We start from the raw sequence: 22,976 nt of genomic DNA, 5'->3' as shown, positions 1-22,976 counted from the left end.
TCGGTGGCATATGAAGACCATCGAAGTTCACAAGCTGCCCGGCCCGATCGCCCTGAACCTGGGGGCCTTGCGGTCGTCGAGCAAGCGCCCCGGCGTGGTCGAGGCCTTGCCCGAGGTGATGTACGTGCGCCCGCGCGTCGTGGTGGAAGCGCGCCATGTGGCCGACTACGCCAAGGTGTGCGGGTTCACGCAGGCGCATGGCGTGCCGATGCTGTATCCGCACATGCAGGCCTTTCCGCTGGCCATGATGCTGTTCGGCTCGCGGCGCTTTCCGTGGCCTGCCATGGGGCTGGTGCACCTGGCCAACAGCGCCCGGCTGCTGAAACGCATTCAGGTCGGCGACGAGTTGCGCATCGAGGTGCGCACCGGCGAGCTGTACGCCCATGACAAGGGCCAGGCGTTCACGCTGCATGCCTGCGCACTGAGGGGCGGCGAGGCCGTGTGGGAAAGCACCTGGACGCTGCTGCGGCTGGGTGTGCGCAACCCGCGTGGGCCCCGCTATGAGAGCGCCCTGAGCGACCCCACACCGTTGGCCCACCAGGCCGACTTCTATGCGGGGGCCGGAATCGGGCGCAGCTACGGCCGCGTATCGGGCGACATCAACCCCATCCACCTCTCGGCGCTCACGGCCCGCTTTCTGGGTTTTCGCAAGGCGATCGCCCACGGCATGTGGACCAAGGCCCGCGCCCTGGCCACGCTGATGCCACGCGAGGCCGTCGACCAGGCCGAGGTCGTTGTCGAGTTCAAGACCCCGCTGTTCCTGCCGGCGCGGGTGTCGCTGTGGGCTGCCCGTGACGAGCACGGCGCCCTGTTCGAAGTTCGCAATGCCAAGGGCGACAAGCCCCATCTGCGTGGTCGCGTGCGGTTCTGAGCACCCCCGGCCATTCCGTCGTTGATCGCCCTTTGCCATTTTTACGGAGACAAGTTGTCCATGAACACCGTTCGTCGCGTCGCCATCATTGGCGGCAACCGCATTCCCTTCGCCCGCTCCAACACCGTCTACTCGCACGTCTCCAACCAGGAGATGCTGACCGCCACCCTGCAGGGCCTGGTCGACCGCTACAACCTGCATGGCGAGCGCCTCGGCGACGTCGCAGCGGGCGCCGTGATGAAGCACAGCCGCGATTTCAACCTGGTGCGCGAGTCGGTGCTGTCGACCACGCTGGCGCCTGAAACCCCGGCCTACGACCTGCAGCAGGCCTGCGGCACCGGCCTGGAAGCCATCATGCTGGTGGCCAACAAGATCGCGCTGGGCCACATCGAATGCGGCATCGGCGGCGGGGTGGACACGACCTCGGACGCGCCCATCGGCGTCAACGAGAAGATGCGCAAGATCCTGCTCGAAGCCAACCGCGGCAAGTCGACGGCGGAGCAGCTGAAGACGCTGGCCAAGATCCGCCCGTCCATGCTGCTCAAGCCGGCCATCCCGAAGAACGGCGAGCCGCGCACCGGCTACTCGATGGGCGAGCATGCGGAACTGATGGCCCGCGAATGGGGCATCCCGCGTGAAGAGCAGGACCAGCTGGCCTGTCTGAGCCACCAGAACTTGGCGCGCGCCTACAAGGAGGGTTTCTTCGCCGACCTGCTCACTCCGTTCAAGGGTGTCAGCAAGGACAACAACCTGCGCGAAGGCCTGACCATCGAGAAGCTGCGTTCGCTCAAGCCGTGCTTCGACAAGAAGGTCGCGCCGGGGCAGGGCACGCTGACGCCGGGCAACTCCACCCCGCTGACCGACGGCGCGTCGGCCGTGCTGCTGGGCAGCGAAGAATGGGCCCGCGAACGCAACCTGCCTGTGCTGGCCTACATCACCTTCAGCGAAGTGGCTGCCGTCGACTTCTTCAACAAGAAGGAAGGGCTGCTGATGGCCCCGGCCTATGCCGTGCCGCGCATGCTGAAACGTGCCGGCATCACGCTGCAGGATTTCGATTTCTATGAGATCCACGAGGCGTTTGCCGCGCAGGTGCTGTGCACGCTGAAGGCCTGGGAAGACGCGACCTACTGCAGGGACCGCCTGGGCCTCGCGCAGCCCCTGGGCGCGATCGATCGCCGCAAGCTCAACATCAACGGCAGCTCGCTGGCGGCAGGCCACCCGTTTGCTGCAACCGGTGGCCGCATCGTGGCCTCGCTGGCCAAGATGCTGGCGCAGAAGGGCTCGGGCCGCGGCCTGATCTCGATCTGTGCAGCGGGCGGGCAGGGCGTGGTCGCCATCCTGGAACGCTGAGTCTGAACGCAACCAGGCAGGCCGTGCATCACGACACGGCCGCCACACGAGGAGACACACATGAGCACCATCGCCGCCAGCACAGCGTCCCAGCCGGGTCGTTCCATCGTCAACCCCGACGGCAGCACCAACCGCATCTGGCTGTCGTCGTACGTCGAGGGCGTGCCCGCCGACATCAACGCCGACAAGTACCAGTCGCTGAGTCAGTACTTCGACGAGTGCATCAACAAGTTCCGCAACCGGCCGGGCTTTGTCAGCATCGGCACCGAGATGAGCTACGACCGGCTCGACCGGCTGGTGAAGGCCTTTGCCGGCTGGCTGCAGAGCCAGGGGGTGAAGAAGGGCGACCGCGTGTCCATCATGCTGCCCAACACCTTCCAGTATCCGATCTGCCTGTTTGCGGTGCTGCGCATCGGTGCGGTGGTGGTCAACGTCAACCCGCTGTACACGGCGCGGGAACTGAACCACCAGCTCAAGGACAGCGGGGCCGAGACCATCATCGTGATGGAGACCTTTGCCAAGACCTTGCAGGACGCGCTGCCGGGCACGAACGTCAAGCGCATCGTGCTGACGCAGATCGGTGACCTGCTGTCGGACGGCTTCCTGAACCTCAAGGGCCGGGCGCTGAACTTCGTGCTGCGCAAGGTGCAGAAGATGGTGCCTGCCTACAGCCTGCCTGGCGCCATCTGGATCCGTGACGCGCTGAAGGCCGGGGCGGGCGTGAAGCTGCAACCGGTGGCCGTGCGCAACACCGACCTGGCTTTTCTGCAGTACACCGGCGGCACCACCGGCGTGGCCAAGGGCGCCATGCTCACGCACCGCAACGTGCTGGCCAACTGCCAGCAGGCGCTGGCGTTTGCCGAAGGCCAGCTCACCGACGAGACGGAAACCGTGGTCACGCCTCTGCCGCTGTACCACATCTTCTCGCTGACGGTGAACTGCCTGATTTTCATGGCGCTCGGCGGCCGCAACATCCTGATTGCCAACCCGCGTGACACCAAGCGCGTGATGATGATCCTCAAGAACGAGAACTTCAGCGGCATCACCTGCGTGAACACGCTGTACTCGTCCTTCCTCGATGATCCGGACTTCCGCAAGCGCGACTTCTCGAAGCTCAAGCTGTCGATTGCCGGCGGCATGGCGCTGCAGCGCTCCATCGCCGAGCGCTGGAAGGAAGTGACCGGCAACGCCATCGTCGAAGGCTACGGCCTGACGGAGTGCTCGCCCATCGTCACGCAGGCGCCGGTGGACATCTCCAAGCCCGGCCCCACCTTCACGGGCTCGATCGGCGTGCCGGTGCCGTCGACCGAAGTGCGCTGCCGCCGCGACGATGGCAGCTGGGCCGACCTTGGCGAGCCGGGCGAACTGTGCGTGCGTGGCCCGCAGGTGATGAAGGGCTACTGGAACCGCCCGGAAGCCACGGCCGAGGTGATCGACGCCGACGGCTGGCTGGCCACGGGTGACATCGCGGTGATGGACGAACAGGGCTTTCTGAAGATCGTGGACCGCAAGAAGGACATGATCCTGGTCTCGGGCTTCAACGTCTATCCGAACGAGATCGAGGACGTGGTGGCCATGCACCCCGACGTCAAGGAAGTGGCGGCCGTCGGCGTACCCGACGAGGTGGCGGGCGAGCGCGTCAAGGTGATCATCGTGCCGCGTGATCCGGGCCTGACCAAGGAAGCGGTGATCGAGCACTGCCGCAAGTACCTGACGGGCTACAAGATCCCGCGCATCGTGGAGTTCCGCAGCACCGAGCTGCCCAAGACGCCGGTCGGGAAGATTCTGCGACGGGAACTGCGCTAACCTTGGTTTCATGAGCAACGCCGCACAGTACAGCTTCGTTCACCGCCTCCGCGTCCGCTGGTCGGAGGTCGATGCCCAGCAGGTGGTCTTCAATGGCCACTACCTCACCTACCTCGATGTGGCGATCAGCGAGTACTGGCGCGTGATCGGGCTGCCGTATCCGGAAGGGTTGCAGCACGTGAGTGGCGACCTCTACATGCGCGCCAACAGCCTGCAGTACCACGCGCCGGCGCGGCTGGACGACTGGCTCGATGTCGGCATCCGCTGTGACAAGGTGGGCAACAGCTCCATCACCATCGGCTGGGGCATCTGGGCGCAGGGCAGGCTTCTGGTCACGGGCGAGGCGGTGTACGTCTTCACCGACCTGGCCACGCGCCAGCCGGTGTCCGTGCCGCAAAGCCTGCGCGACCAGATCAGCGCCCATGCCTCCGAGCGCCCGGTGCACCAGGTGCGGGCCGGCTCGTGGTCAGAGGTGGGGGAGGCGGCCCGTGCCGTGCGCCTCGCGGTGTTCGTCGGCGAGCAAGGCATCCCCGAATCCGAAGAATGGGACGACGACGACGCGGGCGCCGTGCATGTGGTGGCCACCAACCTCGCTGGCCTGCCGCTGGCCACGGGGCGCCTGATCTACCTGGGGCAGGCGCCAGGTACGGCCAAGGTGGGCCGCATGGCGGTGCTGCGCAGCAGCCGCGGTGTGGGATTGGGCCAGCTGATGCTCGAAAGCCTGATCGGCGAGGCGCGGCAGCGCCAGATCTCGATGCTGGCACTGCACGCGCAGGTCAGCGCCGAGGGCTTCTACGCGCGGCTGGGGTTCATCCCTGAAGGGCCCATGTTCGACGAAGTGGGCATCCCGCACCAGCGCATGGTGCTGAGCCTCTGACGCTCAGGACGCGGCCAGAGGCTTGCCCTTGGCCGGCTTGATCAGACTGCGGGCGCGCGTCTTGCGCTCGGGCGCCGAATCCGTAGGAGCCAGGGCGTGCTGATCCTGCTCCGACACCTCGCTGCTTTCGAACGCGTCTTCCTGGCGCAGCTCGGGCGGCGGCAGGGTGGCACTCAGGCGCGCCACCTCGGCGGGCGCCATGGTGTGCCGCGGCGGCCAGTTGCGCAGCGACACACGGCGCAGCAGCGCCATCCCGGGGCGGCCCGTGAAGGTGCGCTCCAGCACATGGGTGACGAGACGCTTGTTGACCCGTTCGGTGATGACCAGCGTGGCGCAGCGTGTGCCGTACGTGCCATCCGGCGAGCGGATGAAGGCGGTGGACAGCATGCGTTCCCAGTCGACCGAGACCCCGGTCTGGGGCAGATCGCTGTCGGGCACGCCAGTGGTGTCGGCCAGCGCCTCGAACAGGCGGTTGGCCAGGTCTTCGCTATCGGTGGACGCCGGGATGGCGGCCTTCATCGCCGCTTTCAGTCGTTGGACCTTGGGCCAGGGCGTGTTCAGCCGGGCGTTGGACAGTCCGAACAGGCCCTTGTCCAGCCGCTGTGGAAACAGCTGCCGGTTGTTGATCGAGAAGCCCTCGCCACGGGCGAAATCCAGCGCCACCATGTTGAATCCGTTGTAGCCGCTCATGGCCAGGCGCGGCCACAGCATCTGCATTTCGGTGTCGCCCCGCAGCCATTGGGGCACGATCAGCCCCCGCGAGGGCGCGTCAGGGTCGATGTCCTTGGGGTTGCGCACGTTGGTGACGAGGCCCAACCGGCCGGCGGCAGTCAGGCCGAGCCATGTTCCGCCGGCCTCGAGGTCGCGCCCACCGAGGATGGCCGGGCCGCCGCCGTCGGGCTCCCACCAGCCCAGCCGGGCCGTGGGTCGGTTCATGAACTCGTCGCGGTTGGCGGCGAGCACAAAGGGGAATCGGCTGCTTTGATCCAGGGCCAGGGCGACCAGGCACATGCGAAAACCTCGTACTGCTTCAATCGAGAGGGAAAGGGGGCATCACCGGCGCAAAGGACTCGGTGTGGCGTGCCAGGGTCAGGTCCGCAGGCCACGCGGCCATGGCGCGGACCAGGTGAACGTCGAATGAGGCGGGCACGCCGTCGGGGTGGGTGTAGACCTCCATCCACGTGACGTCCTGCCCGTTCTGAGCGCCGGTGTCGGTGCGCGCCATGAGGGAGGCGTGCAGGCCGGGACAGGCTGCGCGGGCTTCGGCCTGCAGCGCCCAGACCCGGTCCAGCAGTCCGGCCGCCAGGTGGGCCGGGCTCACGCGGTAATAGATGTAAAGGGCACGGGGCCCGGTCCGGACGGTCACGGATGGCTGCGCGCGGGGCGCCGTTTGGCAACCCCTGGAGCGTACCGCAGGACGACGGCCGCACCGGCGTCCAGGCCTTCGCACGGAACGAACGTGCGTGCGATTGCCGTTAAGGAATGCGCTGCATCGCCGGTTTTGCCAGCCGCGCCCGGGTCACTCTGCCGCGGGCAGGGGATAGGGCAGGGCGCCCAGTTGCAGCGCCACGCCATGGGCGCTGCCCGCGAACAGGGCCTTGTCGGCCGCGGCCAGCTTCAGCTCGATGAGTGCGCTGAAGCCTGCCTGCGCTTCGCCGGTGGTGGGCATGGGCGCCGCGTTGATCACCATGCCGGCGGGCTGGCCAGGGTCGTCGGCGCTGAAGACTTCGGCGCCGGGCTCGAGCGGTGCGGCGGCGTGGGCGATGAACGCACGGCGCTTGGTGGTGCCGCGGTATTGGCTGCGCGCCACCACCTCCTGGCCCGGGTAGCAGCCCTTCTGGAAGTTCACGCCGCCCACCAGTTCGAAGTTCACCATCTGCGGCACGAACTGGTCGACGGTGCGGGCCGCGATGTGCGGAATGCCGCTCATCACGTCGAGCCAGTGCCAGGCAGCCTCCGGGAGCGTCGGCAGGCCCGCCATCCACACCTCGGCCGCGTCGACCGGGCCGACCCAGCACCAGCGCGGCACGCCCAGGACATCGGCCAGGCGAATCAGGTGTCCGCCGGCATGCACGCGAACAGACCCCGGCGTGCCCGTGGCTGCGTCGCCCAGGTGCACGGCCACGTCCCGACCGACCAGCCCGACGACGGCCAGCTGGGCCGACACATCGCTCAAGCGAGCCTTGGCGCGCAGCACGAACATCGACAGGCGCTTGACCAGCCCGGGCAACACCTCGCGGTCGGTCAGGAGCCAGAAGGTCTCGGGCGTGGGGCGCAGTGTCAGCAGGCTGGCCAGCATGCGGCCCTTGGCCGAGCAATAGGCCGCCAGACGGGCCTCGTCGGCGGTCTGGCTGTTCATGTCCTGGCTGAACTGGCCGTGCAGGAAGGCGGCCGCATCGGCGCCCTCGGCCAGTACCACCCCGAGGTGGGGGACACGCACGGCGCCCGACCAGGTTTGCGGATCAGGAAGTTGGATGTCGCTCATGCGGTCATTATCATCACGCCCGTCATGCACCAAGCTCCTCGTCGGGTGAATCCCCCATCTCTTGTGCGGCAAGCCGGCGGCCTGCTGCGTTCCCTCGTGATCACGCTGGCTGTGGTGGCGAGCGCGCTGGCGGCCGCGGCAGGCTGGTGGCTCAACCGTCCCTTGCCGCTGTCGGGTCCCGCCCTCGAGCTGTCGATCGAGGCGGGGAGCACACCGCGTGACATTGCGCAGGCGTGGGTGGCCGCCGGGGTGGAGACCTCGCCCTGGCTGCTCTACCAATGGTTCCGCCTGTCGGGGCAGGCCCGGCAGATGCGCGCCGGGGGCTATGAGCTCACAGCAGGCGCCACGCCCCGCGACCTGCTGCGCATGATGGTGCGGGGGGACGAGCGGCTGGCCGCCGTGAAGCTGATCGAAGGCTGGACCTTTCGCCGCTTTCGCGCCGAACTGGCCCAGGCCGAGGGACTGCAAGCCACCACAGCCGGCATGACGGACGAGGCAGTGATGGCGGCACTCGGGCTGCCCGGGGTGGCGGCCGAAGGGCGATTCTTTCCCGACACCTATGCCTATGCGAAAGGCAGCGTCGACCTGGCCGTGATGCGCCGCGCGCTGCACGCCATGCAGCGTCAGCTCGATGCGGCGTGGGCCCAACGCCGGGCCGACGCGCCGCTGAAGTCCCCGGATGAGGCCCTGGTGCTGGCGTCCATCGTCGAGAAAGAGACCGGCGTGGAGGCCGATCGTCCGATGATCGCGGGGGTGTTCGCCAACCGGCTTCGCATCGGGATGCCGCTGCAGACCGACCCCAGCGTGATTTACGGTCTGGGCGTGCAGTTCGACGGCAACCTGCGCAAGGCCGACCTGCAGGCCGACACGCCGTGGAACACCTACACGCGCCGGGGGCTGCCGCCCACGCCAATTGCGATGCCGGGCAAGGCCGCGCTGATGGCCGCCGTGCAGCCCGCGCCCACCAAGGCGCTTTACTTTGTGGCCCGCGGCGATGGCAGCAGTGCGTTCAGCGCCACACTGGCTGAGCATAATCGCGCGGTCAACCAGTACCAGCGCAATCCCAGAAAGAGCCCATGACTGCCACCGGCCGCTTCATCACCTTCGAAGGCATCGACGGTGCGGGCAAGACCACCCACATCGACGCCCTCGAGCAGGTCTGGCGACAGGCCGGCCATGAGGTGGTTCGCACCCGCGAGCCGGGCGGCACCCCGCTGGCCGAGCAGCTGCGCGGCCTGTTCCTGCACCAGCCGATGGATGCGCTGACGGAAGCGCTGCTGGTGTTTGCCGGCCGCCGGGACCACCTGACGACGGTGATCGAGCCCGCGCTGGCACGGGGCGCCCGGGTGCTGTGCGACCGTTTCACCGACGCCACCTTTGCCTATCAAGGCGGCGGCCGGGGTTTCGATCTCTCGGTGCTCGCGACGCTCGAGCAATGGGTTCAGCAAGGTCGGCAGCCGGAGCTGACGCTGCTGTTCGATTTGCCGCCGGACGTGGCCGCCGGGCGCCTGAGCGCAGCCCGACAGCCGGATCGCTTCGAGGCCCAGGACACGGCCTTCTTTGAACGGGTGCGGGCAGGTTATCGCGCCCGGGTGGCGGCGCAGCCAACGCGTTTTGCCCTGATCGATGCCTCCCGCACGCCGGCCGAGGTGGCCGAGCAGGTGCGCGCCGTGCTGGCCGAGCGAGGCCTGGCATGAGCGATGCGGCCCGCTTCCCGCTGTGGCCCTGGTTGCAGCAACCGCTCGTCGAGGCGCTGGCCCAGTTGGGCAGCCACGCCGCGCTGTTGCACGGTGACGAGGGGATCGGGCAGTTCGAGTTCGCGCTGGCTCTGGCGCGTGGCTGGCTCTGCGAGGCACGTCCGATGGGGGCGGCCGCGGCCCCCGCATGCGGCCGTTGTGCCAGTTGCCACTTGATCGACGCCGGCTCGCACCCCGACCTGTTGGTGGTGCTGCCCGAGGCCTTGCAGCTGAGCCTGGGCTGGGGCGCCGCAGGGGCCGAGCCCGCTGCCTCGGACGGTGAAAAGGGCAGCAAGACCCGCAAGCCCAGCCAGGAAATCAAGGTCGACGCCATTCGGCAAGTGGTGCAGTTCTCGCAGCACACCGCCTCGCGTGGCCGTGCCAAGGTGGTGCTGGTGCACCCGGCCGAGCGCATGAACATGGTGGCGGCCAACACGCTGCTGAAAACGCTGGAGGAGCCGCCCGGGCAGGTGCGATTCGTTCTCAGCGGTGCGGCGCTTGACCAGTTGCTGCCCACGGTGCGCAGCCGCTGCCAGGCCTGGCGGCTTCCCATGCCCGATGCCGCCACCGCCATCCACTGGCTGCGTGACACCGTGGAGGGGCTGGACGAGCCGGCCGCCGCGGTGCTGCTGGCAGGCGCCGGCGGGCAGCCGCTGACCGCGCTGGCGCGTCACCAGATGGGGGTGGATGCGCGCTTGTGGCCGCAGCTGCCGAAGGCCGTGGCCCAGGGCGAGGCCGGGCTGGTGTCGGCCTGGCCCTTGCCGCTGTTGATCGAGACGCTGCAGAAGATCTGCCACGACGTCTGCTGTGTGGCCGTGGGCGCCGCCCCGCGCTTCTTTCCCGCCGCCAGCCTGCCGGAAGGGGCCGACCTCGAGCGGCTCACGGCGTGGTCACAGGAATTGCGCAAGGCCAGCCGCCATGCCGAGCACCCCTGGAACGCTGGCCTGAAGGTCGAGAGTCTGCTGCTGCAGGCCCGGGCCGCACTGGCGCGTCCTCGCCCTGCGCGCTAACCCTGCCCAGCCATCGACCTGGTCCCCTGCAATCGAGGGTGTATCGGCTGGTAAAGAGGTGGGGCGTTGCCAACTGGTTCACGTGCTGGCTTAGGGTGCCGGCGTTAAACTCGTCACACGATGAGTGAATTCCAGACGACGGCCATGCCCTCTGCTTTCGCGCCGACCGGCCCGGGGCGTTCGGCCATGGGTGCGGCGGGCGCAGCGACACCTGCTGCCACGGGCCGCCCGAGCGTCATCCAGCTGGTTTTTCGCGAGAAGGGCGCGCTGTACGCGGCCTACATCCCCGCCTTCACCGACGGGGGGCTGTTCGTGCCCACCACCCGCGAATACACGCTGGGCGACGACATCTACCTTCTGCTGTCTCTGCCCGAAGACCCACAGCGCTATCCGGTGGCGGGCAAGATCGCGTGGATCACGCCGGCCAATGCATCCGGCGGACGCACCCAGGGTGTCGGTGTGCGCTTTCCGGCCGACGAGAAGACCCGCCTGCTGCGCCTGCGGATCGAGCAGATCCTGGGCACCAACATCTCGTCGAGCAAGCCCACTCAGACGCTGTGAAGGCTTTGCGGCAACAATAGCGGGTTCACCGATCCGCTTGTTGCCACGGCCCTTCCATGTTCGTCGATTCGCATTGCCACCTCAACTTCCCGCAGTACACCGAGCAGCTTGACCAGGTTCGCGCCGAGATGGCGGCGGCCGGGGTCGACCGGGCGCTGTGCATCAGCACCACGCTGGAAGAGTTTCCGCAGGTGCATGACCTGGCCATGCGCTTCGACAACTTCTGGGCCACGGTGGGCGTGCACCCGGACAACGAAGATGTGCTGGAGCCTTCGCTGGACGACCTGCTGACGCGGGCCGCGTTGCCGCGCGTGGTGGGCATCGGCGAAACCGGGCTGGACTACTATCGCCTCGAGGGCCGCAGCGTGGCCGACATGGCCTGGCAGCGCGAGCGCTTTCGTGTCCACATCGAGGCGGCGAGGCAGACGCGCCTGCCCCTGGTGATCCACACGCGCCAGGCCAGTGACGACACCATCGCCATCCTGCGCGAAGCGGGGCAGGGTGAGGTCACGGGGGTCTTTCATTGCTTCACGGAAACCGAGGCCGTGGCCCGTGCCGCGCTCGACATGGGTTTCATGATCTCGTTTTCGGGCATCCTGACCTTCAAGAACGCCGCAGACCTGCGCGACGTGGCCCGCTTCGTGCCGCTGGACCGCTGTCTGATCGAGACGGACAGCCCCTACCTGGCCCCGGCGCCTTACCGCGGCAAGACCAACACGCCGGCCTACGTGCCCTATGTGGCCAAGCAACTGGCGGATGTGAAAGGGCTGTCACCCGAGGCTGTAGGCGAGGCGACGTCGGCCAATTTCGAGGAATTGTTCTCGCGCGTGCGGGCCGCCTGAGGGTGGACCCGCGGGCTGCTTCCTACACGGTGTCAGAAAATTTCTGACAGGCGGTTTGGCGGTGTGACGACTACCGCCGATGGGCCCCGATCCCTACGATCACATCCATCGACACACCCCTTGCACCTCGGAGACAGCCATGCACAAGCCCGGTCTTTTCACCAACCCGTTCGCCCTCATGATGGACCCGCAGGCCGTGCTGGAAGCCATTGAAGGCTCGGAGCGGCTGAAGCGCCTGCACAGCCGCATCTGCCGTCCGCTGGACAAGCCCCTGATTCCCCTGGTTCAGAACGACGATGCGTCGATGCTGGACGATGACGCCTTCGACGCGTCCGTCGCCTGAACCTGCGATCCTGTTTCTCTCGGCAATGCGTGTTTTGGCCCGCCTTCACAGGCGGGCCTTTTTCATGGCGATGCCGGGCGGGGTGTCACTCCGGTCGGGTGCTGTAGAAGCGGTAGGTGCCGCGCCCGGCCTCCTTGGCCTTGTAGAGCGCGGTGTCGGCATGCTGGATCAGCGTGTCGGCGTCATGGCCGTCGTCCGGGAACAGGCTGATGCCGACGCTGCAGCCGACGTGGGCCTCGTGGCCGCCGGGCAGGTGGAAGGTCCGCTGCATGCGCTCGATGATGGCGCGCGCCACCACAGCGGCGCCTTCGGAGCTGGCCAGGTCCTCGAGCACGATGACGAACTCGTCGCCGCCCAGGCGGGCCACCGTGTCGTTCTCGCGCAGGTGCAGCCGCAGTCGCCGTGAGGCGGCCTTCAGCAGTTCATCGCCCGCCTGGTGCCCCAGCTGGTCGTTGACAGCCTTGAAGCGGTCGAGGTCGAGGAAGAGCACGGCGCAGGTGGTCTGGCCGCGGTGGGCGCGCTCCAGAGTGTGTTCGAGCCGCGAGTGCAACAGCAGCCGGTTGGGCAGGTCGGTCAGCGCGTCGTGGTGCGCAAGGTGTTCGAGTTGCGTCTCAGCGTGCTGGATGCGCGTGATGTCGGTGAAGACGCCGACGTAGCTCGTCGTCTCGCCCGCATCGTTGTGCACGGCGCTGACGGTCAGCCAGCCGGGGTACACCTCGCCGCCCTTGCGGCGGTTCCAGATTTCCGCCTGCCAGTGCCCGCGGCTGAGCAGGTCTCGCCACATGGTGTGGAAGTAGCTGCGGTCGTGGCGGCCGGAGGCGAGCAGGCGCAGGTTCTGGCCGCGCACTTCGTCTTCGGTGTATTCGGTGATGCGTTCGAAGGCTGGGTTGACCGCCAGCACATGGCCGCCCGAGTCGGTGATGGCGACGCCTTCCTGCGTGCTGCGGAACACGGTAGCGGCCAGCCGCAGGCGCTCTTCCTGCTCGTGGCGGCTGGTGATGTCGCGCGTGACCTTGGTAAAGCCCTTGACGCGGCCGTTGCCGTCGCGCATGGCGGTGATCAGCACGCTGGCTCGAAAGCGGCTGCCGTCCTTGCGCATGCGCCAGCCGTCCTCGCTGTACTGCCCGTTGACGAGCGCGGTGGCCAGGGCCTGCGCCGGGGCAGCGGCCCGGACGGCCTCCTCGGGGTAGAAGCAGCTGAAGTGGCGCCCGGTGATCTCTTCGGTTCGCCAGCCGTAGATGCGCTGGGCGCCAGCGTTCCACGTCATCACGATGCCCTGTTCGTCGAGCATCAGCACGGCATAGTCCTGCAGGCTGGCGACCATGAGCCGGAAGCGCTCTTCGCCTTCCGCCAGTGCCGTGGTCAGTTCATCGGCCATGCGGCGGGCGCGCTCACGGGTGTTGATCCAGACCCAGCTGAGCACGCACAGCAGGATGCCGATCAGGCCGACGCCGGTCATGATGAGCCAGCGCGTGTCGTGGCGGTTCAGGGCTGTGAATTCGTCGAGCGCGCGGTAGCGCAGCAGCCATTCGCGGCCGTGCAGCGTCATGCGGCGTTCGTGCACCAGCCGCGTCGCCGTGGCGGGTGTGACGGGGGCGTCGCTGTTCGAGAGGCTGTCGAACAGCAGCTCGGGCCGGCCGCCGCCATCCGGGCCCAGGTCGTACAGCTGCACCTGGGCCACATTCAGCTCGGTCTGCAGCACGGCGGTGATCAGGTCCTTGAGCCGAAAGGGCGCATAGACCCAGCCGACGACGTTGGCCTGGCGCAAGGGGTCGGTGGACGGCTTGCGCCCGCCGCGGTACACCGGCAGGTAGGCCAGCACACCAGGTTGCACGTCGGAGTCGGTTTCCTGTACCAACCGGACCTTGCCGCTGTAGGCGATGTCGGCCGTGGCGGTCGCCCGGTCCATCGCGGCCCGCCTTACGGGTTCGGAGTACATGTCGAAGCCGAAGGCCCGCAGGTTGCGGCCATAAAAGGGCTCGAGGTAGACGATGGCCGAGTAGACGGGCCGGGAGCCCGGCGGCGTCACGTCGTATTCCGGGAACCCCTCTTCGCGCACCCCGCGCACATGGGTCTCCAGCTCGGCCGGCTGGATGCGTTGACTGAATCCGAGCCCCTGAATGCCGACATAGCCTTCGTCGAGTGCGAGCGCGGTGACGTAGTCACGCCATTCGGCGCGGGAGACGCTTTGTGACGCAGCAAAGAAACCTGCCGCGCCGCGCAGGATTTCGTCGTAGGTGCTGATGCGTTCGCGCAGGCGGTCGTGCAGGCGCGCCGCATGGGCCTGAAACTGCCGCGTGAGGGTGGCCTCTTCCTGAACATTCAGCGTGCGGTTCACGAAGAACAGCGCAAGCACGGTGATGGCCAGCGGCAGCAGGGTCGGCAGATGACGGTAGCCCACCACGGGCGGCGCGTCTGCTGAGGGAGCTGGGGAAGCGAGGTCCGGCATGGTGCTGGCGTCATCCCCTGCGTTGGTCGTAGACCCCGGACGCGCCGGCAGGGGGCTGACGCGCGCCTGGGCATTCTGGCCCGTGCTTCTCGGGCTGACCAGCAAAAAAGGCGCCCGAGCGTGGCGCCGTTTACACGGTAGGGGGGCAGAGGCGGTGTTCCAGGCGACGCCCCAGCCGCGCCAGCGTCACGCAGAGCGCGAAGTAAAGCGCTGCCACGAACAGGTAGGCCTCGACATAGAAGGGGCGCCAGTCGGCATCGCCGCCGATGGCGAGGCCCAGCGCACCGCTGAGTTCGTGCAGCCCGATCACCATGACCAGCGAGGTGTCCTTGAGCAGGCCGATGGCGTGGCTGACCATCGGAGGCAGCGTGGCCCGAACGGCTTGCGGCAGCACGATGCGCCGCTGGATGCCCCACCAGCCGAGCCCGAGCACCCGGGCAGCTTCGGTCTGTTCAGCGGGCACGGTCTGCAGGCCACCGCGCAGGATCTCGGCGAGGTAGGCCCCGGCAAACACGCCCAGCACAAGCAGCACGCGCGGCAGTAGGCCCGGTGTCCAGGCCGTGGGGAGCGCAGCGGGCAAGGCGAAGGCCGCGGCAAACAGCCAGATCACCAGGGGCGCGCCCCGCACGATCTCGATGACCGCCGTGCACGGCACGGACAGCATGGCCGACGGCGCGCGTCGGCCGTAAGCCAGCCCGATGCCCACCGGCCAGGCCAGGCACCAGGCGCCGATGGCGAGCAGCAGGGTGAGCGGCAAGCCGCCCCATTGTTCGGGCGGCACGGGGGCAAGGCCTGCCCAGCCGCCTCGCAGCAGCGCGACGCTGACGGCGAATCCCGCCAGTGCAAGGCCGGCCAGAGCCCGGCTTCGGGATGCGGTGTGCGTACGCCAGGCGATGGCGCCGGCCGCCCCGAATGTGCACCCCACCAGAAGCAGGGCGGCGAGCGCCGGCCGCCATTGATCCTCGAACGGGAAGTGCCCGAACAGCATGGGCCGCCACTTGGCTGCCACGACGCCCCAGCAGGCGCCCGCATGGTCGAGCGCACGGCAGGCGACCAGATCGGGCGCGAAGACGGCCTGCAGCACCGCCCAGTCCAGCACCCGCCACGCCAGCCACAGCAGGCCGAGCAGCACCAGGGCATCGAACACACGGCGAGGCCGGATCATGCAGTGCCCCCGGCATGGCGGCGGTTGAAGGCGTTCATCAGGCCGCTGGCCAGCCCGGAGAGCGCCAGGTAGCACAGCGCCATCACCAGCAGGCACTCCAGCGTGCGCCCCGACTGGTTCAGTGCTGTGTTGCCCACCGAGACCAGATCGGGGTAGCCCACCGCCACGGCCAGCGACGAATTCTTGATGAGGTTGACGTACTGGTTCGTGGCGGCCGGCACGATGGTGCGCCAGGCCTGCGGCAGCACCACGCGCCACAGTGCCTGCAGCCTGGTGGCACCCAGGGTGGAGGCAGCCTCGGCCAGCGAGGCCGGCACGGCTTCCAGTCCGCCGCGGATGACTTCGGCCAGAAAGGCGGCGGTGTAGAGCGTGAGCGACCAGGCCACAGCCAGGTACTCCGGCGTGACGGCCGCGCCACCCATCACGTTGAAGGTGCCTTGCTCGGGCCATTGCCACAGCCCGGCCCCGAGGCGATCGGTTTCCGCCGTCCAGGCCGTGGGCCACGGAAAGGCAAGCCCCCCCTTGCTGAGCCACAGGCCGTCGGCGAGCTGCCAGGCCGCACCCGAATCAGGTAGCCATTCGATCACGACGAAGTACCACATGAGCAGTTGCACGAGCAACGGCACATTGCGCACGGCCTCGACGACGAAGCCCGACAGCCGACGCAAGGGCAGGCTGGGGCCGCGCCGACCGAGGGCCAGAAGCAGGCCGAGCAGGGTGGCCGCCAGCAAGGCGGGCAGGCTCACGCGCAGGGTGTTGCCCAGACCGACCAGCAACGCCTTCCACAGCGGCTGTGCGGCTTCGAAGACCAGCAGCCCGGTCTCGCCGATCTCGAAGCCGGCGGGCTGCAACAGAAAGTCCAGCATGCAGCCGGGTCAGCGCACCGGCGGGGCGTACATCAGCCCGCCCTGGTTCCACAGGCGATTCAGGCCGCGCGGCAGCTTGAGTACGGACTGGCTGCCGACGTTGCGCTCGAACACCTCGCCATAGTGGCCGACAGCCTGGATGGCCCGGAAGGCCCAGTCCTTCTCGAGCCCCAGGAGCTTGCCGCTGTCTTCGCCGGTGCCGAGCAGCCGCTGCACGGCCGGGTCGTCACCCTTGCGGCGCTCGGCGGCGTTGGCCTTGGTGATGCCCAGTTCCTCGGCCTCCTGCAGTGCGAACACCGTCCAGCGCACGATGGCAAACCACGCGTCGTCACCGCGACGCACCAGCGGGCCGAGCGGTTCTTTCGAGATCAGGTCGGGCAGGATGACGTGGTCTTCCGGCTTCGGCGCTTCCTTGTTCCGGATGCCGGACAGTGCAGACACATCGGTGGTGAACGCCTGGCAGCGGCCAGCGAAGTAGGCCTTGAAGGCGGCTTCGTAGGTGTCGAAGACCACGGGCTTGATGCCCAGGCGGTGGGTGCGGGAGAAGTCGGCCAGGTTCTTTTCGTTGGTGGTGCCTGACTGCGTGCAGACCTGGGCCCCCTTGAGCTGGCGTGCGTTGGTCACCTTCAACTTGGCTGGCAGCAGAAAGCCCTGGCCATCGTAATAGGTGACAGCGGTGAAGTGCAGGCCAAGAGAGGCATCGCGGGTGAGCGTCCAGGACGTGTTGCGCGCCAGCACGTCGACCTGACCGGATTGCAGGGCGGCGAAGCGCTGCTGCGAGGTCAGGGGCACGAAGGCGACCTTGTCCGGCTGGCCCAGCACCGCAGCGGCCACGGCGCGACAGACGTCCACATCGAGCCCGCTCCAGTGGCCTTTGGCATCGGCGGCGGAGAAGCCCGCCACACCGTTGCTCACTCCACAGCGTACCTGTCCGCGCTGCTTGATGGCGTCGAGCGTCTTGCCCGCATGGGCAGCGCCCGACATGAGCAGTTGGGCGATGAGCGCAAGGAGCAGGGCAGGCAGGGCAGTGAAGCGGTGGCGCATGGCGGGATCAGGGCAGTGGCTGGGCGAAGGCGTCTATCGCCATGGCCCCGAGCATACGTGAGCACCGCCGTCTGTGCCGTGTTGCGGGCTTGTCGCCCGCTGGTGGCAAGCGTTACGGCAAGGCTTGCCGCGTCACACCGGCCGGTGGCTGGCCCGCGTCGTTGTTGGCGCCCGGGCCGCCCTGGGTATCGGCGTCGGGCTGGCCCGACGGGCCGGCAGCCTTGCCGGAAGGGTCGTCGTAGCCGTGCTCGACGTTGTCAAGTGCGGCCTCTTCACGTTCGCGGGCCTTGGCGGTGTCGGTGCCCGCGGGCAGGGGCGCTGGCCCGTTGATGGCGGGGTCGGCGGGGTCTGCGGGGGTGGACGGGGTGGACGATGCGGGCATGGCGAAGCTCCTGTGGTCGGAGGCCTTCGGGCGGCAAGCGCCATGCCGCGAAATGCCGTGGATAGCTTGACCCCGCTTGCATGTCGGTACACCGCTTGCAGCACTTCGGGCTCCTCTGACCCGTTCGCTACAAGGAGATGGACATGACACAGGTATCTCAAGCCATGACGCGGGGTGTGCGCACCATCGCCCCCCACGACACCCTGGTGGCTGCTGCGCAGGCCATGGAAGAACTCGACATCGGCGCACTGCCGGTCTGCGATGGTGACCGGCTCGTGGGCATGCTCACGGACCGGGACATCGTGATTCGCGCGGTGGCGCAATCGTGTGCGATCGAAGACACCAAGGTGTCCGATGTGATGACCGAGGACACAGTCTGCTGTTTTGAAGACCAGTCCATCGATGAAGTGCAGGAGCAGATGAGCGATTCGCAGATTCGCCGTGTGCCGGTGGTCGACCGCGAGAAGCACCTCGTGGGCATGCTGTCGCTCGGCGACCTGGCCGTGAAGGGCGGGGGGCGCATTGATGGCACGCTGGAAGCGATCTCTCAGCCGGCCGAGCCAGACCGGTCGGGGCAGTCTCAGGCGAGCGGGGGCGCGGGCGGTGGATCGTCGCGGCAGCAGGCTGGCTCGTCGGACGACGACGTCCGGCATTGAGCGCAGCGCGCCACCGCGGGCATGGGGCTTGCCGTTCGCTGGCTCACCGAGGGGCGTGTGAGCCCCACCGATCCACGAGCCAGGAGACACCATGAGCCCCATTGCTTCGGTTGCCGATTCCACCCCCGCCCGTCGTGCGGTACCCGATCCTGTGCAGGCCACGGAGGCCGCCTCTGGGTTGTCATGGGGCGCGGCGCTGGCCGGGGCGGTTGCGGCCACGGCGCTGTCTTTCATCCTCGTGGTGCTGGGCGTTGGGCTGGGGCTCTCGAGCGTCTCGCCGTGGTCCTACCGCGGCGCCGAAGCATCGACGCTGGCAGCGTCGGCCATCCTGTGGGTGACGCTGACCCAGGTGCTGGCGTCAGGTCTGGGCGGCTACATGGCAGGCCGTCTGCGTGGCCGCTGGACGCGGTTGCGCAGCCCCGAAGTGTTTTTCAGGGACACGGCGCACGGGCTGGTTGCGTGGAGCGTGGCCACCCTCGTCATGGCAGGCCTGATGGGCTCGGCCCTGACGGGCGTGCTGGGCCAGACGGCGCGCACCGCCAGCGCCGTGGTGAGCACCGCTGCCGACGCCGCGCTCGGGTCTGGCTCATTGGGTGATCCCGCCGGGTACTGGGTGGACACGCTGCTGCGTGGTGATCCGCTGGCGCAGGCGACGCCGGCCGACCCGGCTGCGACCCCCTTGCCGCCTGCGGCAGGCGGGGACCCGGCCGCCGAGCGCATGCAGGCCGCGCGCATCGTGCTGAACGCCCTGCGCACCGGAGCGTTGCCCAACGAAGACGTGCGCTATCTGGCGCAACTGGTGTCGGCCCGCACGGGCCTGCCACCCGACCAGGCGGAGCAGCGTGTGCGCACGCAGTTCGCCAAAGCCAAGCAGACGCTGGCCGATGCCGAAAACACCGCCAAGCAGAAGGCGGACGATGCACGCCGAGCCAGTGCCTACGGCGCGCTGTGGATGTTCGTGGCCTTGCTGGCCGGTGCTTTTGTGGCCGCGGCCATGGCGACTTTTGGCGGGCGGCAGCGTGATGCTGCGGTGCTGCACAGCTCGTCGATCTGACGGCCTCTAACTCTTCAACTTCATCAGGAAGGAACACACCATGGGACCGATCTTGTTGTGGCTGCTGGGCGTGCCGTTGCCCATCATCATTCTTCTGGCGCTTTTCGTTTTCTGACGGGAGCTTTGCGCGGCCGGGTTTCGAAACCCGGTATGTCGAACCGGTCGCCTCGGGCCGACAGAGGGCTCGGCAGGCCGAGGCGCTTCATCAGGCGCGCGGCATCGAAAGGGGCGCGGACCTTGATGTCGTTGTCGAAATGACAGCACACCAGGCGTCCCACCGCCCTCAGCGGCGGCAGACCGGAGACCTGGCGCGCATCATCGACCTGCCCGCCGGCGTGCCAGACCCGGATGCGTTCAGCCCAGGCGTCCAGCGCTTCATCGTCGTAGCCGCTGGCGTAAAGTTCCTTGTCGCCGTGCAGGCGCAGGTACATCACGTCGCTGGTGGGCTCTTCGATCAGTGGCCATTTGCCCGCTGTGTCGGCCACCACCAGGGCCACGCGGTGGCGGCGCAGCTGCTCGACGAACTCGCGGCATGCGAAGCTGGCATGGCGCACTTCCATGACGTGATGCAGCGCGCCGCGATGCGTGACGTCGAGCGCCGTGCGCCCCGCCATGAAGGGGTCGTGATCACGGGCCAGGGTGAGCGCGCCGTCCGTGTCATGCGGCAGAAGGGCGAGAAAGTCCTCGACGACCTCGGGTTCGTAGCGGAGGGATGGCGGCAGTTGCCACAGCATCGGCCCCAGCTTGGGGCCGAGCGCCAGTACCCCCGAGGCAAGAAAGTTGGCAATGGGGCCGCGCGGGTCGGCCAGGCGGCGTATGTGCGTGATGTACCGCGGCGCCTTGACGCTGAAGAGGAAGTCGTCCGGGGTGTCGGCCACCCACGCGAGGTAGTCCTTGGGGCGCAGCAGGCCGTAGAACGAGCCGTTGATCTCGATGGTGTTGAAGGCCCGCGAGGCATAGGCCAGCTCGCGGTGCTGGGCCAGGCCTTCGGGATAGAACACGCCGCGCCAGGGCGGGTAGCGCCAGCCTGAGATGCCGATGCGCAGCCCGCATGAGGGCGATGGGGACGGGGCGTTGGGATCGCTCATGGCGACAGGGCCGGGATGGGGGTGATGGGGGGCGGTGTCACGGCATCGGCCACCTCGGCGCTCAGACGGTCGAGCACGGCCGCCATCGCGGCAGCCTGGCCGGCAGGCGTTCGCGGCACGACTGGAATGGTGTGCATCGTGCGCCCCTGGCCATCGAGCCGGGGGCTGGTGTCAACCGGGCTGGCCGTGGCCGCGGGACGGCTCGGTGCATCCAGCCACCAGTGCACGCCTGCGCGCAGCATGGCTTCGGGCATCTGCACATCGAAGGGCGAGAGGTCGACGCGCAGCACCAGGGTGGGGGCCGCCGCGGGGCAGGTTCGCACGCACACCGTCCAGCCGGGCAGGGCGCCACGCAAGCGCATGGCCAGGTGTTCGGTCAGGGTCACATCCAGCCGGTCTGCCCAGCTCACGCCGGGCCAATGTGCCACCGTGCTGGTGCCTTCGCGGTACCGCACCTGGCTGTCCTGGTGATGCTCCGGCAGGCCGACGCGCCGCACGGCCAGCACGGGTGCATCGGGCGCGCGTCCGGACGGCAGCCGGGCTGCCCACGGCTGAGAGGCGGCTGCAGGCAGGGGCAGGGTCAGCAGGTCGGTCGTGGGCCGGCTCTGGCAGCCCGTGAGCCAGGCCACGGCCAGCAGGCAGGCGCCAGGCAGGATTCGCCACATCATGGTTCGCGGTCTCCACCGAAAATGAGCGCGTTGGGCTTGCGCTTCAGCCGCTCGGACAGGGCGCGGAGGTTGCGCGCCGACAAGGCCAGATCCCGCATCGCGCCCTCGAGGTCGGCGCGAACCGGCGCACCGGGGGCGCTGAGCTCGGCCACCTGGCCCATGGCAACCCGGGCGGCGTCGGCCGCCTCGCGCGCGCTGCGCAGGCTCTGCTGCAGGTCGGGTGCCGTCTGCTTCAGGACCTGTTCGCTGGTGCGCGACAGCGTTTCGACCGCAGCCAGGGTGCTGCGCGTCTGTTGCTGAACGGCCTCCAGCGCGCCCGAGCCGACGGCCAGCGTGCGCTCGGCCTGCTCGGCGGTGCGCACCAGTTGCTGGCTGGCGCGGTCGACGCCCGCCTGCGTGGTGCGCAAGGCTTCGTTGAGGCTCGCCATGGTGCGGCGCACGTCGCCCAGCAGATCGTTGAGGGGCAGGGTGGTCAGTTGCTCCAGCAGGGCATCCAGTCGGTCCCGAGCGGCCGGGATCTCGGGCACGCGGCTGCGCCCCCGGGACAGCAGCCTCGCCGGCGTGCCGGGCTTGAGGTCGAGGTCGATGCCGGTCTGGCCCGTCACCACGCTTTGCAGCACAAGGCGCGCGCGCAGCCCCCGTTGCACGAGGTCCGGGATGCTGTTGAGTCGCTTGCCTTCCTGACCACCGATGCGGATGCTGCCGGCCCGGATCGTGAGCCCGACCGGGATGCGGGTGGCCAGCGTCGCGGGATCCACGTCGATGTCGATGTCGTCCACCTCACCGACTTTCACCCCACGGAAGGTGACGGGGGCGCCGATGTACAGCCCGCGCACGCTGCCCTCGAAGTACACGACGGCGCGCAGGGACTGACCGAACAGCCCGCCGCTGCCGAGCAGCAACACCGTGGCCACGACAAGCACGATGGCACCCGCCACAAAGACGCCGGTGAGCAGGGCATGGCGCTTCATGGCTTGGTGGTCTCCTCTCGGTTCAGGAAGGCGCGCACGGGGGCGGGAACATCGGCCTCGCGCAGTGCCCGGGGGCTGCCCCTGGCGAGGGGGCGCTTGCGATCGGCGTCCAGAAACAGGCCGTCGTCGGCAATGGCGAACAGGCTCGGCAGTTCGTGGCTGACGAGCACGACTGCCGCGCCTGTTCGCTCGCGCAGCGTCAGGATCAGGTCGTCCAGCCGGCGGGAGCTGACCGGGTCGAGCCCGGCGGACGGCTCGTCCAGAAACAGCAGGCGGGGCTGCGCCACGATGGCCCGCGCCAGGCCAGCGCGTTTGCGCATGCCGCCGCTGAGTTCGGCAGGCTTGACCTGGGCCGCGTCGCTCAGCCCCACCCAGCCCAGCGCCTCGCGGGCCCGGGCCTCGCGCTCTTCGGCAGGGAGGTCGGTGAGTTGTTCGAGTGGCAGCAGCACGTTGTCGAGCACGGACATCGATGACCACAGGGCCGCGCTCTGGAACAGCACGCCGAACTGGCGCCGCACAGCATTGCGCTGTGCCTCGGATGCGGCCCAATAGTCCATGCCGTCATAGCGGACGTGGCCCGATGCAGGCTCGTGCAGGCCAATCATGTGACGCAGCAGGGTGCTCTTGCCGCATCCGCTGCCGCCCATGATGGCGAAGATGGTGGCGGGCTGGATGTCGAAACTGACGTGCTCCTGAATGAGGCGTTCGCCAAACCGCATCGTCAGATCCTGAACTTCGACCAGGGGCGTCAT

Annotated in this window: 24 protein-coding genes; 12 read left to right on the top strand and 12 right to left on the bottom strand. The window is 68.4% G+C overall.

Translation table 11 applies throughout. The features are described from left to right. The first annotated feature begins 10 nt into the window (after positions 1-10). Genes DEH84_RS09310 through DEH84_RS09295 form a run of 4 tightly spaced genes read left to right on the top strand, consistent with a single transcriptional unit; the run spans position 11 to position 4,904 of the window. Positions 11-871, top strand: a complete 861-nt coding sequence (locus DEH84_RS09310; RefSeq protein WP_109036608.1) for a MaoC/PaaZ C-terminal domain-containing protein — start codon at positions 11-13, stop codon at positions 869-871. A 60-nt stretch (positions 872-931) separates the two neighbouring features. Further along, on the top strand, positions 932-2,221 hold the full coding sequence (locus tag DEH84_RS09305) for an acetyl-CoA C-acetyltransferase (RefSeq protein WP_109036607.1): 1,290 nt from the start codon (positions 932-934) through the stop codon (positions 2,219-2,221). A 60-nt stretch (positions 2,222-2,281) separates the two neighbouring features. Continuing rightward, positions 2,282-4,027: an AMP-binding protein gene (locus DEH84_RS09300; RefSeq protein WP_109036606.1), complete on the top strand. Its 1,746-nt coding sequence runs from the start codon at positions 2,282-2,284 to the stop codon at positions 4,025-4,027. Positions 4,028-4,037: 10 nt separating this feature from the next. After that, positions 4,038-4,904 carry a YbgC/FadM family acyl-CoA thioesterase gene (locus DEH84_RS09295; protein WP_109036605.1) on the top strand — a complete coding sequence of 289 codons (867 nt, stop codon included), beginning with the start codon at positions 4,038-4,040 and terminating at the stop codon, positions 4,902-4,904. A 3-nt stretch (positions 4,905-4,907) separates the two neighbouring features. Here DEH84_RS09295 and DEH84_RS09290 read toward each other — a convergent pair whose 3' ends face one another. The 3 genes from DEH84_RS09290 to ygfZ all read right to left on the bottom strand — a co-directional run bounded on the left by DEH84_RS09290 (position 4,908) and on the right by ygfZ (position 7,389). After that, complete coding sequence (locus DEH84_RS09290; protein ID WP_109036604.1) at positions 4,908-5,915, bottom strand: NRDE family protein; 1,008 nt, start codon at positions 5,913-5,915, stop codon at positions 4,908-4,910. A gap of 19 nt (positions 5,916-5,934) precedes the next feature. Next, entirely contained in the window at positions 5,935-6,270 is a 336-nt protein-coding gene (locus DEH84_RS09285) for a DUF4936 family protein (RefSeq protein ID WP_159098926.1), read from the bottom strand. Between the two features lie 153 nt (positions 6,271-6,423). Next, on the bottom strand, positions 6,424-7,389 hold the full coding sequence (gene ygfZ / locus DEH84_RS09280; protein ID WP_109036602.1) for a CAF17-like 4Fe-4S cluster assembly/insertion protein YgfZ: 966 nt from the start codon (positions 7,387-7,389) through the stop codon (positions 6,424-6,426). A 24-nt stretch (positions 7,390-7,413) separates the two neighbouring features. Here ygfZ and mltG point away from each other — a divergent pair, with 24 nt between their 5' ends. The 6 genes from mltG (at position 7,414) to DEH84_RS09250 (ending at position 11,881) form a co-directional block, all read left to right on the top strand. Continuing rightward, positions 7,414-8,469, top strand: coding sequence for an endolytic transglycosylase MltG (mltG, locus tag DEH84_RS09275; RefSeq protein ID WP_109036601.1), 1,056 nt, complete (start codon positions 7,414-7,416; stop codon positions 8,467-8,469). Continuing rightward, the gene (gene tmk, locus DEH84_RS09270) at positions 8,466-9,086 is read left to right on the top strand and encodes a dTMP kinase (protein ID WP_109036600.1); all 621 of its coding nucleotides are present in this window, start codon (positions 8,466-8,468) and stop codon (positions 9,084-9,086) included. Before mltG ends, tmk begins: the two co-directional genes overlap by 4 nt. After that, a complete protein-coding gene (gene holB / locus DEH84_RS09265) occupies positions 9,083-10,135 on the top strand; it encodes a DNA polymerase III subunit delta' (protein WP_109036599.1) in 1,053 nt (350 codons plus the stop codon). Before tmk ends, holB begins: the two co-directional genes overlap by 4 nt. Positions 10,136-10,321: 186 nt before the next feature. Continuing rightward, positions 10,322-10,696, top strand: a complete 375-nt coding sequence (locus DEH84_RS09260) for a PilZ domain-containing protein (RefSeq protein ID WP_109038304.1) — start codon at positions 10,322-10,324, stop codon at positions 10,694-10,696. 56 nt (positions 10,697-10,752) lie between these two features. Continuing rightward, positions 10,753-11,538, top strand: coding sequence for a TatD family hydrolase (locus DEH84_RS09255; protein ID WP_109036598.1), 786 nt, complete (start codon positions 10,753-10,755; stop codon positions 11,536-11,538). A gap of 139 nt (positions 11,539-11,677) precedes the next feature. Next, positions 11,678-11,881: a hypothetical protein gene (locus DEH84_RS09250; protein ID WP_109036597.1), complete on the top strand. Its 204-nt coding sequence runs from the start codon at positions 11,678-11,680 to the stop codon at positions 11,879-11,881. Positions 11,882-11,966: 85 nt separating this feature from the next. On the opposite strand, the gene DEH84_RS09245 is transcribed toward DEH84_RS09250, so the two are convergent. The 5 genes from DEH84_RS09245 to DEH84_RS09225 form a co-directional block, all read right to left on the bottom strand. After that, a complete protein-coding gene (locus tag DEH84_RS09245; RefSeq protein WP_109036596.1) occupies positions 11,967-14,330 on the bottom strand; it encodes a sensor domain-containing diguanylate cyclase in 2,364 nt (787 codons plus the stop codon). A gap of 130 nt (positions 14,331-14,460) precedes the next feature. Next, positions 14,461-15,495, bottom strand: a complete 1,035-nt coding sequence (locus DEH84_RS09240) for an amino acid ABC transporter permease (protein WP_109036595.1) — start codon at positions 15,493-15,495, stop codon at positions 14,461-14,463. Next, positions 15,492-16,361 carry an ABC transporter permease subunit gene (locus DEH84_RS09235; protein ID WP_109036594.1) on the bottom strand — a complete coding sequence of 290 codons (870 nt, stop codon included), beginning with the start codon at positions 16,359-16,361 and terminating at the stop codon, positions 15,492-15,494. Before DEH84_RS09235 ends, DEH84_RS09240 begins: the two co-directional genes overlap by 4 nt. Before the next feature lie 9 nt (positions 16,362-16,370). Next, positions 16,371-17,405, bottom strand: a complete 1,035-nt coding sequence (locus DEH84_RS09230) for an amino acid ABC transporter substrate-binding protein (RefSeq protein WP_109036593.1) — start codon at positions 17,403-17,405, stop codon at positions 16,371-16,373. A 112-nt stretch (positions 17,406-17,517) separates the two neighbouring features. Beyond that, positions 17,518-17,787, bottom strand: coding sequence for a hypothetical protein (locus tag DEH84_RS09225; protein ID WP_109036592.1), 270 nt, complete (start codon positions 17,785-17,787; stop codon positions 17,518-17,520). Between the two features lie 143 nt (positions 17,788-17,930). On the opposite strand from DEH84_RS09225, the gene DEH84_RS09220 reads away from it, so the two are divergent. Together DEH84_RS09220 and DEH84_RS09215 are read left to right on the top strand one after the other, a co-directional pair. Beyond that, entirely contained in the window at positions 17,931-18,443 is a 513-nt protein-coding gene (locus DEH84_RS09220; protein ID WP_109038303.1) for a CBS domain-containing protein, read from the top strand. A 91-nt stretch (positions 18,444-18,534) separates the two neighbouring features. Further along, complete coding sequence (locus DEH84_RS09215; protein ID WP_245932544.1) at positions 18,535-19,497, top strand: hypothetical protein; 963 nt, start codon at positions 18,535-18,537, stop codon at positions 19,495-19,497. Between the two features lie 86 nt (positions 19,498-19,583). Here the strand turns inward: DEH84_RS09215 and DEH84_RS09210 are convergent, their stop codons facing one another. Genes DEH84_RS09210 through DEH84_RS09195 form a run of 4 tightly spaced genes read right to left on the bottom strand, consistent with a single transcriptional unit; the run spans position 19,584 to position 22,943 of the window. Next, the gene (locus DEH84_RS09210; protein WP_109036591.1) at positions 19,584-20,585 is read right to left on the bottom strand and encodes a DUF72 domain-containing protein; all 1,002 of its coding nucleotides are present in this window, start codon (positions 20,583-20,585) and stop codon (positions 19,584-19,586) included. After that, positions 20,582-21,253, bottom strand: coding sequence for a PqiC family protein (locus DEH84_RS09205; protein ID WP_109036590.1), 672 nt, complete (start codon positions 21,251-21,253; stop codon positions 20,582-20,584). Before DEH84_RS09205 ends, DEH84_RS09210 begins: the two co-directional genes overlap by 4 nt. After that, complete coding sequence (locus DEH84_RS09200; RefSeq protein ID WP_109036589.1) at positions 21,250-22,224, bottom strand: MlaD family protein; 975 nt, start codon at positions 22,222-22,224, stop codon at positions 21,250-21,252. The genes DEH84_RS09205 and DEH84_RS09200 overlap by 4 nt, the downstream gene beginning before the upstream one ends. Further along, complete coding sequence (locus DEH84_RS09195) at positions 22,221-22,943, bottom strand: ABC transporter ATP-binding protein (protein ID WP_245932543.1); 723 nt, start codon at positions 22,941-22,943, stop codon at positions 22,221-22,223. Before DEH84_RS09195 ends, DEH84_RS09200 begins: the two co-directional genes overlap by 4 nt. Positions 22,944-22,976: the final 33 nt, after the last annotated feature.

The organism is Aquabacterium olei, from assembly GCF_003100395.1.
Classification (GTDB): Bacteria; Pseudomonadota; Gammaproteobacteria; order Burkholderiales; family Burkholderiaceae_C; genus Aquabacterium; species Aquabacterium olei.
This window is presented reverse-complemented; position numbering and strand designations above follow the sequence as displayed.